This is a genomic window from Candidatus Magnetominusculus dajiuhuensis (genome assembly GCF_046044395.1).
GTDB lineage: Bacteria > Nitrospirota > Thermodesulfovibrionia > Thermodesulfovibrionales > Magnetobacteriaceae > Magnetominusculus > Magnetominusculus dajiuhuensis.
In genome coordinates this window covers 1-15036 of sequence record NZ_JBJUSG010000092.1, presented here as the reverse complement: position 1 = coordinate 15036, position 15036 = coordinate 1, and the positions used below count along the sequence as shown (strand labels likewise).

Sequence of the window (15036 nt, the reverse complement as noted above, 5' to 3'; positions counted from 1 at the left end):
GGGGGGGGGGGCTGCTTTACTATTGTGACACAGTCTGCAAGCCGGAATGACGGCAGGGCGCCTGACAGGTGGCGGCAAGACAAGCTGGGTGGATACAATTTTTTGTCGCGGAGTGCGAAAATATTTTCAGCGGCGGCTAAAACCCAGCGGCTAAAACTCCGCCCTGATACCAAACTCAATCAATCGCCCATTGTAGTTGCGGTTGGCATAGAGGAACTGTGAGTTGTTAAACAGGTTATTGCCCTTCAGGAACAACTCCGTCTTTATGTACTTGTCCTTATATATCTGCTTTGAGACGTTAGTATCCCAAACGAAGGAGTTGTCAAAGTATGTATAACTGTTGTTGTAATCAGATTGGACGATGTGCCACCTTGCATAGTGTCCCTTGAGAGACGCCCTAAAGGTGCGCTTGTCGTTATATTCGACGCCAACATCTATGGAGTATCGTGGCGTGTCCTCCGCAAGAGCAACGGTATCTTTTTCTCTCGTATACATAAAGGTAAACCCCGAACTTAACGTTGTATTATAAATCGGTATAGTGCTTACATCAACCTCAAAACCCTGTCTTACCTCTTTCTTTTGGTTCGTTGCCTGTTCAGTGTTTGCTGTGACGGTAGTAAGATTTATCGCGCCTGTAACATCGTGCCTGAAGAGAGTGGTTTTAAGCCAGAGGTATTTTAACAGCGCCGTTTCGGCACCCAGTTGATACGACATAACCTTCTCAACCTTGAGGTCGTTATTTGCTATAAACGTCATAGGGCCGGCCTGCATACTGACGGACGTCTGTCTTGCTGTTGGCGCGTTAAAACCCCTTGCAACAATAAGCCTAATGATTGACTCCTTGCCGGCCTGATACGTAATCCCAAGGCTTGGGCTAAGGAAACCCCCGCTGAGGTTAAGATAATCATAACGCAGCCCAGGTGTAACCGCAAACTTGTCAATGGCAATCGTATCGTTGATAAAAACGGCGTATTTCGTATAAACCTGTCTGCCTCCTTCTATGAGGTCGGAGGATAGCTGCATATTGTCATAATCGCCGCCTGCCACGATGCTGTGAACAGTGTTATTCCAGTTGAAGACTATGCTGCCACCGATGTCTTTGTCAAGATTTGAGTTTGGGGTGGAATTGTCTTTGTTTGCAACAACAGTGTTGTAAAAGCGCATTGAACGAAGAGAGGCCTTAATTGACGCCTCGCTGCTTATGTGGTAATCGGCGTTTAAGACGAAATATTGCCTGTGGCTGTCGCTGTCAAGGGTGGGTTGTACGGGCTGTCCCCTGTCTTCTGAATAGTTGGCAATCAAGCCGACCTGAAAATCATTCGTTACGTCAAATTTAAATTTAGTATAAACCCACTGCTCATCAACCGGCAGGTTTTTTGAGTAACCTTCTGAGGCAGTTCTGCCGGCGGCCGCGTAATATCCAAACTTGTTTATCGTCCCCCGCGCCTCTATCCTGTCATCCCATGAGTTGTAAGCGCCGTAAGATGAGTACACTGTGACATCCGCCGGTTTTGTACCCCCTGCGTCCTTTGTTATTATGTTAATAACCCCTCCAAGAGAAGAGCCCCACACGCTGGAGGCAGGTCCCTTGATTATCTCTATTCGCTCAATGTTTTGGACGGGTATGGTGTTTGGGGTTACTGTCTCCAAAGACAAATCATTTAATGTGACACCGTCTATGAGCACCCTGGTTTGTTGAGGCTCGGAGCCTTGAATGCGAAATAGCCCACCGGCGCCGCCGGGTTTTACCTCAATAAATGTTCCGGTTATATATTTGAGTAAGTCCTGAAGGGTATGGGCGTTGATAGTTTTGATTTCATCGGCGGTTATTACGACGATGTTCTCCGCCGACTGCGATACCGGCTTAAGGTATCTTGTCTGGGTTACCGCCATATCATCCTTCCCAAAATACATGGAAAGCGCCGATTCCTCAGACTCCGCAAGGGCATATAAGACTGTGGGATAGAAAACCAACACGGCGGCGAGAAAATATAGCGCCCTGTCTCCAAGGCAAACGCATTGGGAATTGCCTCCATTATTTTTGTCATTCCGGCTTGTCTGGAATCTGTCCTTATGCCTCGGAATATGCACAATCATTATGAAACTCCCACTGAAGGGAAGATTCCGGACAAGCCGGAATGACAAAATGAAGCCGGAATGACGGAAAGGGACAAAGCCGGAATGATTGCACAGGGATCTTCTGCTTTATTTTTCAAATGCGATTGCCCCGTCCCTATATCTTATTATTAGTTTCATTTGTTATAATATCCCTAGCGTACGGTGTTCAGATTTCAACGCTATGGCGTTATTAAACACGAAAATTATAAGTAAAAGCAAGGTGGATGAATGAATAAATATGAGAGCCGGAATAGTTAAATATTTTGCGGGGTATTCAGCTATGGGGCACTTTTTAATCCTGGTGGCTGTGTATCTGATGCTGTTTATAATATATGTGCCCACAGCCAGTGCGCTTGATGTGGCAGTTATAGAAAGTAGCGCGATTAAACCGTATGAAGACGCCATAAAGGGATTTGAATCCTCCTGTAACTGTAACATTAAGAGGGTAATACCGTTAGACAGCAATGGATTTAGTATTGAAGAGATAAAAAGATCGAGACCCGGCATGGTTGTCGCGGTTGGGCAGGAGGCGCTGACTACGGCGTTGGCGTTTAGGGACATACCTGTGCTGTATATGATGGTGCTGAATCCCTCCGCAATTATTCAGGGGCATGACAATGTGTTTGGCGTAAGTATGGAGATACCGGCGGCCAGGCAAATAGCCTCATTTGTGGATGTATTTCCCTGGGTAAAGCGGCTTGGGGTTATTTATAATCCGGCCAACAAGGATGTCTTTATGAAAGATGCGGCTCAATCGGCAAAAAGGCGGGGGGTTGTTTTGGTGGAGAAGAAGGTGCAATCACCCAAAGAGGTGCCCTCTGTGTTGCAATCAATAAGGGATAAAATTGACGCGTTGTGGATACTACCGGACGTGACGGTGGTGACCCCGGAAAATACCGAATTTATCATGTTATACTCAATAGAATCAAATATACCGGTGATTACATTTACGGACAGGCATGTTGCCCTTGGCGCTGTGATGTCATTAAACATTGACCCTTATGAAATAGGCAGACAGGCCGGGGATATTATAACATCAGGGTCTGGGCACATCAAAAAGCAGATATACGAGGCGTCCATTGCAAGGGTATCCATTAATCAGATAACAGCCCTTAAGATGGCGATTGCAGTTAACGAAAGGTTTAAGAATAGTGGTTTTGCTAAAATTGCGATGGATGTATATGAATGAAGATATTGAGCATATACCGCAGTAGTTTCAGCGCAAGGGTTTTTGCGACAGCCGCGTTGTTTATAGTTATCTTTTCAGTTGTCCTCACCACATGCTTCATTTTAAATGAAAGGCAGTCTCTGAGGCATGGGCTGATAGTTAAGGGAACTCTCATTACAGAGCTTCTTGCCTCAAATTCGAGGGTTGGGATATTTGCCGAGAATAAGGATTTAATAATACCTTCTGTTGATACTGTTTTAAAAGACACAGAGGCCGTCTCCGCCTCCGTGTTCAATGTCTCGGGTAAACTTATCACTGAACAAACAAGAGAGTTCAGCAATGCCAGAAATGTAATAACTGTAGATAACCCCGAACAATTAATTGCACAGATGAGGAAAAGTCTGATGCCGTTACATACTGAGAATGACAATACCATTGAATTTTGGTCGCCGGTGACGGCATATACCGGATATACGTCAACCCCATATTATTTTGACAATATTCAACAGGCAAAACCAGGCCGGTTGGTAGGCTATGTACGAGTAGTGCTTTCCATGAAGTCCTTAAAACATGACATAAAAGTCCTCACATATAAAAGTATTTTGGCGTCATTGTTTTTTCTATTTGCGGGATTAGCCACAGTATATGTCTTTATAAGGCGTATTTTACAGCCGGTCAGGGAGCTGACAGATAGCGTAAGACACATCGAATATTCCGATTTCCCAAAAAAAATTCCCGTCTTACACACCGATGAGTTTGGGCAGTTGGCCGAGTCTTTTAATGGTATGATAGACGAACTGCAAAAAAGACAGGAAGACAAAAACCGGCTCGAAAATCAACTCGTTCATATGCATAAAATGGAGGCAATAGGGTGCCTTGCAACGGATATATCTCGTGATTTTATCTACCTGATAAATACCTTCACGTCAAAAATATTCGTGGCAAGGAATTACCTGTCACCGGGGCATAAGGCATACGAAGAGCTTGACGCCCTTAGAGACACACTTGAATACGCAAGGGAACTCTCAAAAAAGCTCGCAGACTTTTCAAAAAACTCAACTACCTTTATTGAAGTCCAGTCGCTTGCCCTTGTTCTGAAACAGGCGCTGCCATTAGTGACGGTAAACTCCCCTATTAAACTCAATATGTTAATTGATGACAACCTCAGACAGTGCAGATTTGATAAATGGCAGATAAGCCGTATCCTTGGATATGTCTTAACCAACGCAATGGAGGCATCCCCGACCGACGGCACAATAACAATCAAGGCCACAAATATAGACATCTCTAACCACACACATTTAAAAGATGGACAATACGCCCTGATTTCAATATCTGATAAGGGAATTGGAATCTCACCCGACAATATAGAGAAGATATTTACCCCGTTTTTTACCACTAAATATAAGCACTACGGGCTTGGTCTCGCGGTTGCGTTTTCTATAATAAAAAACCACGGCGGACACATTGAAGCAGAATCGAAAGAGGGCCGTGGCACCGCAGTAAATATTTACATCCCGGCCAATTAGCAGTGTTACCGCCGCGAAAATACGGGTGAAGGGGGGTTACCCCCCTTCGTCGTTAATCCTTTATTATTGAGTCGTAGATTGCCTGTGTCCCCTGCGAAGGGTTTATGCCGTTTGCCGATAGTATGCCTCTGCACATATGGTACACAGATATAGCGTCAGATTTTCGTCCTAAGCACTGATTGTAAATCATAAGCCTTTGATAGAATACCTCTTCTTTAGTGCATATTGCTAAGGCGCTTCTGCAACATTCTATGGCGTATTCCCATCTCTCCAATTTTTCAAATCAATCTCCAACCTGCAAACAACAGTTAATAAATCTCCACATTAATCTCTCACGCGTCCGAACTATCCATGTGTTGCCATCATGCGGCATAAAATCACCCTTATAAAGAGAAGCCATCTTAACAAACAGGCGCATCATTTCTTCATCAGAAGATTTATTGCCCAATCTCTTGATTATATCCATCTTCTCAATAATGTCATCAAATGCCCATATATCTACCCAGCAAAGTTCTGGATTGAGGCATAAATGCCCGTCAAAGTACATAATAGTTTCTTTATTTCCCAACAATTTACGTAATCTATACATGTTGATATTAAATGTCTTGTGTGCCGAATCACCGTCTGACTCAGCCCACATATTGTCGGTAATTTGCCCGGTATCAATATAGTCTTTGCCAGCCGATACAATTGTCTTCAAAAGCAGCAATGGTACCTTCTGAGATTTACCCTGAAACTTTATGTCTTTACCATCCACAGATATTCCAAACCGCCCAAGTGTATACAATTTTATGGCCCATGGGAAATGTTCCATCGTATGGTCATCTGATGTTATTTTATGAAGCCGGATTAACTCTCTGGCATACTCCACTTGTATCCCCCTGTCAATCGCGGCTTTACAGACCTTGGCGACAGACCTCTGCAAAGGCAGCAATGTCCTCATCCCTGATTGATTTGCGAAGAGGGCTGCTTTATTAACCTGATTTTCAAATTGTTTTTCATCATTAGTTTTCAGGGCGGCCAGTGCCCTAATCGAAGAAATATGATACATAAGCAGCTCACTTTTTGTGATAGCGCTAATCCCCTCAATATCTTTTAATTGATGCATGGCCTCATCATATTGTCCTGATTCAACCAATACATATGCCATGAAATATTTATTAATACCCATCATAAAATGGCAGCCGTACTCCCGCGCCATTGCCATACTTTTTCTGGCGTACTCTATTGCCGTGGGAAATTCGTTTTTAGATAGTTCGACTAAGGATAATAATTGATAATATAATGGCGAGTAACTTTGGCCATCTGCCATGCAGGCCGATATTTGTTGCAGTTTCTCTTCGACGGCCTTATCATTACCCTCAGCAAGCCAACAATAAATGGATATTCCTGATAATTCCGAATCCATTACATGTATGCCTGCCTGACTCCCAAGCAGTAGTCCTTCATCAACGGCCTTAAACACATTGTCAGGAGAGAATTTATAGTAGAAGTACAAGGCCTCAGCCCTTAGATACATTAACCGCAGCACCGGCAATGTCTTTAATTCCCTTACTGGAAGCGATAGTACATCCACAATAACCCCTGCCTTAAATGTCATACCTGACCATAGATAATACATTATGATGTTGCAGCCAACGAAAACCCTTGCCTCAATATCTTTAGAATAAAGTACAATTTTATCGGCTTCCTCTAACCAATAATCCATGCCTATATGCCCCGGCTGGCGCAATATCAGGGCCGCCGAAATGCCCGACACCACACCTTCTCTGATCTTCAGGGATTTTATATGATTATACTCTTCAAATAGCGTCCCCTCGAACTCTTCAATCCAGCCGTCAAGGGGATGGGCATCTCTGCCTTCAATCACAATGGCCTTTATTACGCCGCTTAGAGCTAATAGCTGGCCGTCAGAACATCTGGATTGTTTGAACATGTTATATGAGCGTTCAAATATCTGGCGCGCGCCTTTGGGATACCAATATATCTCTTTTAACCCCTGCAAAAACAGCATCCATGGGTCATTCTGTATTATCTCATCTGGTATGCTGAACATGCAATTATCTACAATGGCGTGATGTCCCTCATCGGTAATATCCCGCACATGATGGGCGATTATGTTGTCGAACCTTTCCCATTTCCTGAATTTAACAATCAGTGCCATGCCCTCGCCGACATAGCCGTGCGCCTCTAAAATATCCGCCGCCTGTAATGCTATCCCGCCTAAGCGCTCCCCATAGAAGACTTCTGATTGATTTAACAGAAAATCCCTGAACATACCCCAGTAGGTAAACACACCGTTGCCGTAGTTTTTTGTAATAAAGAAGCCTTTGTATTTATTGACCAATATGCCTGCTGATTGTGGTGCAATCTTTGCCGCCATTTCAACAGTGAACTCAGGCAGCCACGAGGTTTTTAACAGGAATTCCTTAATATCATCCGGTTGGGTATCGAATATCTCCATCATGAAATATTCAGACAGCGTCTCCTTAGATATATAGGAATTAGCGGCGGGATTTTCTGTCCTGTCAACCTGAGACAGAGCCAATATCAACCCCGTCACCCAGCCGCCGGTCTCATTGTATAACCTGTCAATTGCGCCATCCGGTACAGTATGATAATGGCCGCTTTTTACCAAGTCTGTCGTTTCTCTCAAATCGAACCTTATGTCGCCATAACCAATGGTGTTCATAGTCATCTTTGCAAGAAAATGGACAAACGGTGGTGGTGGGTCATCCCTGCCTATAAAGATGACGTAAATCCCCTCAGGTAATTGAGATAACCCTTTGATAAAGACCTTGTGAAGGACAGAGTTCTCCGGTATATTCTGATAGTCATCAAAGACCAGCACACACGGGGGTGCCAGATGTCCAAACAACTGGTCAAAGAACAGCATTGGGAAGGTATCAATATGGCCAGATTCCTCTGATACAAGGTCAGGCAGGACAATCCCACTGTCATTGATATGTATTCTGAGGGCCTCCTGCATGTATGAGAAAAATAATTTAATGTCCGTATCCCGTTCATCGAGGCGATACCACAGCGCGGGGATTTTCATGGTATCAACATAATCGGCAATTAACGTGGTCTTTCCAGCCCCGGCCGGGGCAGTCACCCAGACGATAGGTCTCGACAAGGCGGTATCAATGACACGAAAACACCGTCTTCGCCGCAGCGCCATACGCAGGCGAGGCGGCATTATCTTAGCCGGTACGGCTGTACCTATGTCTTTGTGTGATAAAATCATAGACATCTCCTCGTTTCCTGACGCCGGCTTATACTACATCAACAACACGAGAAAAAACAATGCCACCAAGAGATGGCAAGGACAGCGCCCTACCTGTTTATTGTCTTTTTATGGCCGGTAGTGATAAACTAAACATCATGCTGATGCGATATTATACAGAGGGCCTCAGTTTATGTTGAATATGACAATAGAGGTTGTTGAAGGCCTTCAGAAGGGTAAGGAAATTACCTTAGACAGCACACAATCCATGATTATTGGCCGGTCTAAATCCGCACATTTGCAGATAGGAATAGACGACAGGCTGATTTCACGAACCCATTGCATTCTGGAAATTCGCCATGGCAAGTGTGTAGTTACAGATTTGAACAGCAGAAACGGCACCTTTGTCAACGAAACAAAGATCAATAGCCAGGTTCTAAACAACATGGACGAAATAAGGGTTGGAAGTACCCGTATGCGTGTAATTATCGAACAGAAAGAAGGTAAAATATTGATTTGCAGCGCCTGCGGCGGCCAATTGCCTGAGGACGAAACAGGCGTTCACGCAAGGGAAGTGGAACATGAGGATGTCTTGTGCACGCGATGCTGGAAGATTAGGCTTGATGCTACGGTGAGAGTGGAGTGTTCAGATTTTTTTGCGGCAATGGGCCTCAAAGGAAAGACTTATACCTGCGGCAAGTGCCAGGCAGATGTCTCAAACAGCGCAGATTTTGACGGCCTGGCCTGTGAATTTCCTGATTCCACATACGTATGCCCGGAATGTGTCAAGGCAATGAGGAAGGATACGCAGACATATGACCTTGACGAATATTATCTCGTGTTGAAGGAAATCGGCAGGGGTGGAATGGGTGTCGTATATAAGGCAATCCATAAAGATACGGGCAGGATATGCGCGTTAAAGAAGATTCACCCGTCCGCCATGGATGACCCCAAAAATATAAAGATATTTGAGCGTGAAATGATGGTTCAGTCGCGGGTAGTACATCCTAACCTCGTTCGTATAATGGACAAGGGAATCGTCAGCCGGACATATTATTTCGTCATGGAGTTTATACAGGGGGGAAGCGTCCCGTCTCTTATGAATACTATGCGTGGGAGGGTTCTTCCCCCATGGAATGCCTGTGCCATCGCCGTTAATGTGCTTAACGGCCTCAGCGCCCTGCATTGCGGTGGATTTATCCACAGGGATATTAAACCGTCTAATATACTTTTGACCCCGCCTAAAGGGGACGGACTGGGGCTGGCCAAGATTTGCGACTACGGGCTTGCGAAGTCGTTTGTCAAGTCTGGAAACTCATTTCTTGACATAACAAAGACACAAGGGGGATTTGCTGGTTCTGTCATGTATATGTCTCCGGAGATTATTAAAAACTTTAAGTATGCCAAACCCACAGTAGATTTATATTCCACGGGAGTTACGCTTTATTTTATGCTCACAGGGAAATATACCGTGAACATCTCAGAGGAATTCTTTAAGAATATGGGCAAGGGGATGTCTCCCATGCAGCGCCATCCACTGGATATTGTCATGGAGGATGCCCCGATACCAATATTAAACCGCAGGCTGGACATCCCCGAGTCCCTTGCCGCGATAGTTGATAAATCCGTATCAAAAGACATTGCCAATGGATTTCAGGACGCCGAGGAGTTTAAGGCGGCAATAGAGGCCGTCATGGAATCAGAGGGCTGGAAGTGATCAGCCACATAAAAATAAGGAGGATTAAGATGAGAGTTATTGTTAACGTGGTAGTGTTGTTGTGTTTTGTCTTAGCCATGCAGTCCTGCAAAAAGGCGTCCGAGGTCTCTGAAAAAATCACCGACACGTCTATGAAAAAAGTGGAAACGATGGACAAGGCGAAGGCATTATCTCAAAAGACCGACATAGCAAATCTCCGCCAGGCCGTGAACAGTTTTCAGGCGGCAGAGGGCAGATACCCGAAAGACCTCGCCGAACTGGAGCAATTTGCTGGAGTGACAATAGACAAGGGAATCTATAAATATGACCCGAACACGGGTTCGTTAGCGCAGATGCAGTAACAGGGGGGGCCGCCTCTTAATGAAAGGAAACATGTCCTCAAAGGCCGCGGAGCGTGGTCTTTGGAAGAACAACGCCGTCATAGACAACAGGTATGAGGTACGCGGCCTTGCGCGCGGCGGAATGGGCGAGGTGTATTTTGTCTTTGACAGGGAAATCGGAAGGATGGTGGCGGTTAAAACCCCCCTGCCGTCTGTCATGGCAAACCCCGACGGGCTGAACCGGTTTTATCGTGAGGCGGAGGCCTGGATAAGCCTTGGTGTTCACCCTAACATTTGTTCGGCGTACTATGTTGCGGAGGTGGACGGGCTTCCACGCCTGTTTATCGAATACGTGGATGCCGGGGCGCTTGATAAATGGCTGAGGGAAGGGACATTGTCCACATTTACCGAGAGGCTGGACATGGCCATTCAGATAGCCTCCGGTATGAATTGGACGCACACGTTTCTCTGGACAGACAACAGCGGTGTTTCACAAACGGGAATCGTCCACAGGGATTTAAAGCCCGCCAATATTCTTATGAGCAAGTACGGCATGGCCTTAATAACCGACTTTGGCCTTGTCGGGCTTGGCAGTTGGGGTAAGGATGAGGTGCTGACAATCGGTGAGGAAAATGCCTCAATGATTGACATCCTCGCCGCGCAGGCTGAACTTCACAAGGATATATCAAACCCGTGGCAGACTATGACCATTGGTGGAGTCCCATTTGGAACGCCGCAGTACATGGCCCCTGAGCAGTTTAAAGACGCCCATACCGCCGGAATGTCCTCTGATATCTACGCCTTCGGCTGTATTCTTTACGAATTGTTTTGCGGCAGGAGGCCTTTTATGCTTACGCCGGAACAGAGGCAGGGCATCATATTCTACCAGATTATGCTGTGGAAAAAGATTCATACCGAGGAGCCGCCTCCTCTGCCGCAAGACCTGAACCCCGGCATTGACGATGCCCTGTCCTGCCTGATGCTTGAATGTCTTGATAAAGACAAAGGCAACAGACCGGCAGACTTTGCCGCAATCAGGGACAGGCTCATTGCGATTTATTCAAGCACCACGGGTACCGCGTATCCAAGGCCAGTGGCCGAGCCATCGGCGTTGAAGGCAGACTCGCTGAACAATCAGGGGGTTTCATATGCCACTATACAGCAGTTAAACCGCGCCGAGCAGCACTGGAAGAAGGCCGTTGACACTGACCCTGAGCATGTCGAGGCCGCCTTTAACCTTGCCCTGCTTGGCGTAAGAAAGGGCGCGCTCAAGGAGGACTCCGCCGTAACTAAAATGGACGGCTATCTCCAAAGCCTTCAACACATCGGGCAGGGGAGGTTTTTGATGGGGAAACTCCACCTCATGCTCGGAGACGAGTACACGGCCACTAATATTATTGATGAGTTTTCTAAAGAAAGAAATGACCTTACGGAGGCGAGGAAAATACGCGCCCTCTTAATAGCCAACGGCGAGACCAATAGCGGAGATGTTGAATTGCTGGAGGTGGCCGCCGCCAATTTCAGATGGTTTTTGGATAACGGGAAAGAGGACCCGGTAACGGCCACGGGCTATTGCCATTGCCTTAAAGAGCTTAGTAGGGATTACGGTGGCGAATATGAGAAATGGAGGGGGCGTTTTACTGAGCTTCCCGAATCGCTGCCTGAAGCAGTTTTTAAGACCCTTCCCGGTTTTTCGGTACGAAGGAGATATGTTGACGAGTTTAGGGAGGCGTCGTCATTGGCGCTGTCTAAAGACGGCAAGACAGCCTGTGCCGGTATGGGCGATGGCCGCGTATATGTGTACCCCCTTGACTCTGACACCCCTGTATGTGTGTTTCAAAAGGGGCAGGATGTCGCGGTAACGGCAATTGACATAAACATTGATAAGCGCTATATAGCCGCTGGCCTTGACGACGGCACGCTACATATCATAAACGCGGGCAATGGCCAGACACTCCATACCTTTGCGGCAGATGGGCAGAAGGGCCTGTCCGCGGTCAGGTTTTTACCTTCCACTATTTACGTAATAGCCGCCTCACGCGACGGCGCAATCAGGGTGTGGGACATAAAAAACTCAAAGGCCGTGGGGGCATACAAGACAGAGAAGATTCCCGTTACCGCTCTAACCCTCTCGCCTGATTTAAAGTACGTCTATACGTCGCACAAGGGTGGCCCGCCGTGTAAGTGGGAGACCAAGACCGGAAAACTCGCGCTCAGGTTTTCGGGGCAGTCAGGTGGCGCTCAGACGATTGCCCTCAATGGTGACGGCAAACTTGCCGTTACGGGAAGTGGCAGGGATTCGGTCATATTGTGGGACACAGAGACAGGGAAACCAGTGGAACAGTTTCGCGGACACAGCAGCCCAATCGTGTTTGCGGGTTTTAGTGCCGACGGGCGTTTTATGATTGCCGTTGATGAGACTGCCGTCAGGGTGTGGGAATTAAAGACCAGTCTTATTCACAGGATTATAAAATACAGAGGGCCGATAAGATGCGGCGCTATAAGCGAGGCGGAAAACAAACTCATAATAGGCCAGGGCAATGACATCATGTTTGTCAACTTTGAAAATACCTACGCGCTGTCCTACACATTAGTCCAGCCGGCGGTAATCAGAGAGAGTGAAATAAGCTATGAGTTCTCAAAAAGGTTGTCCGAGGCAAAAGAAAAAATAAACCATTCTGACTTCATAGGGGCGGCCACCGTGATAGAAGCGGTTCGCTCCCTGGCTGGGTATGAACAAAACGCCGAGGCCACAGAACTATTGGCCGCGGTGCCACTGGCATACAATAGAAAATTTCCTAAGGGTGGCTGGAGGGTTAATGATTATCCCTCATCAGGCGCCATTGCCAACACGCTTTCAATAACGTATGACGGACGTTGCCTGATAACGGGTGACAGAGACGGCATGGTGCGTAAGACAGACGTCTCAAGTGCGGCCGTCGTCAGCGAGGCGGGGACTGACGGCAGCGCGGTCACATCCATGGCCGCTGACTTTATGTCCAGACTAATATGCGTCGGCACAGAAAATGGCAATGTGCTGACTGTGGATATTGACACCGCTCTTCAGACAAATAAGTTTTCAAAGCACAAGGGTCCGGTGAAGGCGATTGCCATGACGGGCAATGGACGGTATGTCTTTTCGGCGGCCACAGAGAGGACTATCCGGCTGTGGGACGCGGCCGAGGGGGGGGGGTATCTGGGACGCTTTGAGGAGTGCGGCGCCATGGTGACTGCCCTCGCGCTTCATAAGGACGAGAGGATTTTTATTTCGGGGATGGAAAACGGCTCTGTCGTATTTTGGGACAGCGTTACGGGGAAGGCCGCCCGAAGCGCCGATTGCCATGATGGCGCAATAAACGCCATAGCGCTTAGTGAGGACGGCCTTTATGCCCTTACGGCAGCCGAGGATGGTTTAGTAGGCCTGTGGAATATTAAATCAATGAAACTTATCAGGACGTTTAATACAGGGGAGTCAAATTGCCTGAGCGTTGCCTTCTGCCACAGTGACGAAAAGTATTTTGCATGTGGGACGATGGAAGGGCAAATCAGCATTTTCGACATTGAAAGCGATGAGTGTTTATTTAAGCTCACCGGCCATAGAGACGGTGTAAACGCCCTTGTGTTCAGCCCAAACGGGTTTTATCTGTACTCGGCGTCGCTTGACGCCACAGTCGTGAGGTGGTTTATTGAGTGGGAACTTACGGCAGAGGAAAACAAATCCGGCAGTCAGACGTTAAGGCAGATTATGACGCAATATATCTCATTTTCCCATGAGGATGTGTCGGTCAGTCATGGGACACACGCCGAGCTGGAGAAAATGATAACGGCGGCAGGATTGAGCCATCTTATTGACGACACATTTGAACCGACACTAAGGCAGATAGAGAAGACCCTCGTAAAGAAGGCCATCATGCGCCCGCCGCTTATACAGGAAGAGATAGCGGAAAAACCTACCGCCGCCGAGGTGAAGGTCAAGGCCGAGACTACGTGGCTGAAGAAGGTGATTGTGGCCACCGCGCTGATATTACTTGGCATTATAGCGGCAGTGGTAGTGCATACCATGACAACCACGAGATATAATACGTCGCAGTTGAAGGAATTGGTCAAGGAAGACATATATTTTACGCTTGTCTATGACGCGGTAAAATTCATGGACAAGCACCCCTCCGGCTGCAGCGCGTCTAATATTGACGCCTACAAGGAAAGCTATTCGGTATTCATAAGGAAGGATAGGGCGGTAGTGGCCTCACTTAACCCTAAGAGCCGTGAGAACATTGCCTGTCTGATTGGGCTTCGTTCTGATAAGGTTGTGGTAAAGACGCTGATTTATGATATGACGCAGGAGGCCGACCCTGTGAATTCGCAGGCGCTGTCAATTATGCTGTCATATATGGGCAATGACGCGCTGTCCTCTCTGACGGACTTGTTGAGCAGCGAGGGGTTTGTCAGGGGCAACCCGGCGGGGGCGAGGCTGGTTGCTTCAACATTGGCGACGATTGGGACAGTGGAGTCTGTTAACGCCCTTGCGGAGCTTGCCATTAGTAATCCCTACCTTGGCACGATAGTGGCGCCATCGCTGGGCAGGATGTTCTTTTCAAAAAAACTTGACCCTGAAAAGGCGCTCCAGTTGATTGAATCATTGATGGGAAGCCCTGATGAGCAGGTAAGAAAGGATGCCGTTTCAGCGCTGATATTTATGAAAGGCTCAAAGGCAAAAGGGGTAATAAAAAAAGGCATGTCCGACTCAAGCGCCAAAGTTGCAGGGGAAGCCAAAAAAATCTCCGAATTGTTTTAACGGCGGAGATTGCAGGGCAAACGCACTACGATAGTGATGGAAGGTTGACAATGGAGGTTCTGTAAAGGGTTGGATAAGCGGCCTGATTGTGGATGCGGTTAGCGTGTGCCTGTAATACCAAAATAGAAATGTCCTATTCTACCAAAGTAGAAATGTCCTAAAG

General features: G+C 47.0%; 8 protein-coding genes. 5 read left to right on the top strand and 3 right to left on the bottom strand.

What is annotated here, in order from left to right; translation table 11 throughout:
• Positions 1-150 precede the first annotated feature (150 nt).
• A complete protein-coding gene (locus tag AB7D94_RS12280; protein ID WP_420266179.1) occupies positions 151-2097 on the bottom strand; it encodes a TonB-dependent receptor plug domain-containing protein in 1947 nt (648 codons plus the stop codon).
• Between the two features lie 259 nt (positions 2098-2356).
• Here AB7D94_RS12280 and AB7D94_RS12275 point away from each other — a divergent pair, with 259 nt between their 5' ends.
• Positions 2357-3307, top strand: coding sequence for an ABC transporter substrate-binding protein (locus tag AB7D94_RS12275; RefSeq protein WP_420266178.1), 951 nt, complete (start codon positions 2357-2359; stop codon positions 3305-3307).
• On the top strand, positions 3304-4815 hold the full coding sequence (locus tag AB7D94_RS12270; protein ID WP_420266177.1) for an ATP-binding protein: 1512 nt from the start codon (positions 3304-3306) through the stop codon (positions 4813-4815). The genes AB7D94_RS12275 and AB7D94_RS12270 overlap by 4 nt, the downstream gene beginning before the upstream one ends.
• Positions 4816-4867: 52 nt before the next feature.
• Here the strand turns inward: AB7D94_RS12270 and AB7D94_RS12265 are convergent, their stop codons facing one another.
• Together AB7D94_RS12265 and AB7D94_RS12260 are read right to left on the bottom strand one after the other, a co-directional pair.
• Positions 4868-5089 (bottom strand): bacterial transcriptional activator domain-containing protein, encoded by a 222-nt coding sequence (locus tag AB7D94_RS12265; RefSeq protein WP_420266176.1) that lies wholly within the window; start codon positions 5087-5089, stop codon positions 4868-4870.
• 9 nt (positions 5090-5098) lie between these two features.
• A complete protein-coding gene (locus AB7D94_RS12260) occupies positions 5099-8062 on the bottom strand; it encodes a winged helix-turn-helix domain-containing protein (protein WP_420266175.1) in 2964 nt (987 codons plus the stop codon).
• A 172-nt stretch (positions 8063-8234) separates the two neighbouring features.
• On the opposite strand from AB7D94_RS12260, the gene AB7D94_RS12255 reads away from it, so the two are divergent.
• Genes AB7D94_RS12255 through AB7D94_RS12245 form a run of 3 tightly spaced genes read left to right on the top strand, consistent with a single transcriptional unit; the run spans position 8235 to position 14873 of the window.
• Positions 8235-9758, top strand: coding sequence for a protein kinase domain-containing protein (locus AB7D94_RS12255; RefSeq protein ID WP_420266174.1), 1524 nt, complete (start codon positions 8235-8237; stop codon positions 9756-9758).
• A gap of 29 nt (positions 9759-9787) precedes the next feature.
• Positions 9788-10099, top strand: a complete 312-nt coding sequence (locus AB7D94_RS12250; protein ID WP_420266173.1) for a hypothetical protein — start codon at positions 9788-9790, stop codon at positions 10097-10099.
• A 19-nt stretch (positions 10100-10118) separates the two neighbouring features.
• Entirely contained in the window at positions 10119-14873 is a 4755-nt protein-coding gene (locus AB7D94_RS12245) for a protein kinase domain-containing protein (RefSeq protein ID WP_420266172.1), read from the top strand.
• Positions 14874-15036 lie beyond the last annotated feature (163 nt).

Bases quoted from the DNA above. Each gene is read 5' to 3' on its own strand.
- AB7D94_RS12270 (WP_420266177.1), top strand. From the start codon at position 3,304: ATGAAGATATTGAGCATATACCGCAGTAGTTTCAGCGCAAGGGTTTTT.
- AB7D94_RS12260 (WP_420266175.1), bottom strand. From the start codon at position 8,062: ATGATTTTATCACACAAAGACATAGGTACAGCCGTACCGGCTAAGATA.
- AB7D94_RS12275 (WP_420266178.1), top strand. From the start codon at position 2,357: ATGAGAGCCGGAATAGTTAAATATTTTGCGGGGTATTCAGCTATGGGG.
- AB7D94_RS12280 (WP_420266179.1), bottom strand. From the start codon at position 2,097: ATGATTGTGCATATTCCGAGGCATAAGGACAGATTCCAGACAAGCCGG.
- AB7D94_RS12250 (WP_420266173.1), top strand. From the start codon at position 9,788: ATGAGAGTTATTGTTAACGTGGTAGTGTTGTTGTGTTTTGTCTTAGCC.
- AB7D94_RS12245 (WP_420266172.1), top strand. From the start codon at position 10,119: ATGAAAGGAAACATGTCCTCAAAGGCCGCGGAGCGTGGTCTTTGGAAG.
- AB7D94_RS12255 (WP_420266174.1), top strand. From the start codon at position 8,235: ATGTTGAATATGACAATAGAGGTTGTTGAAGGCCTTCAGAAGGGTAAG.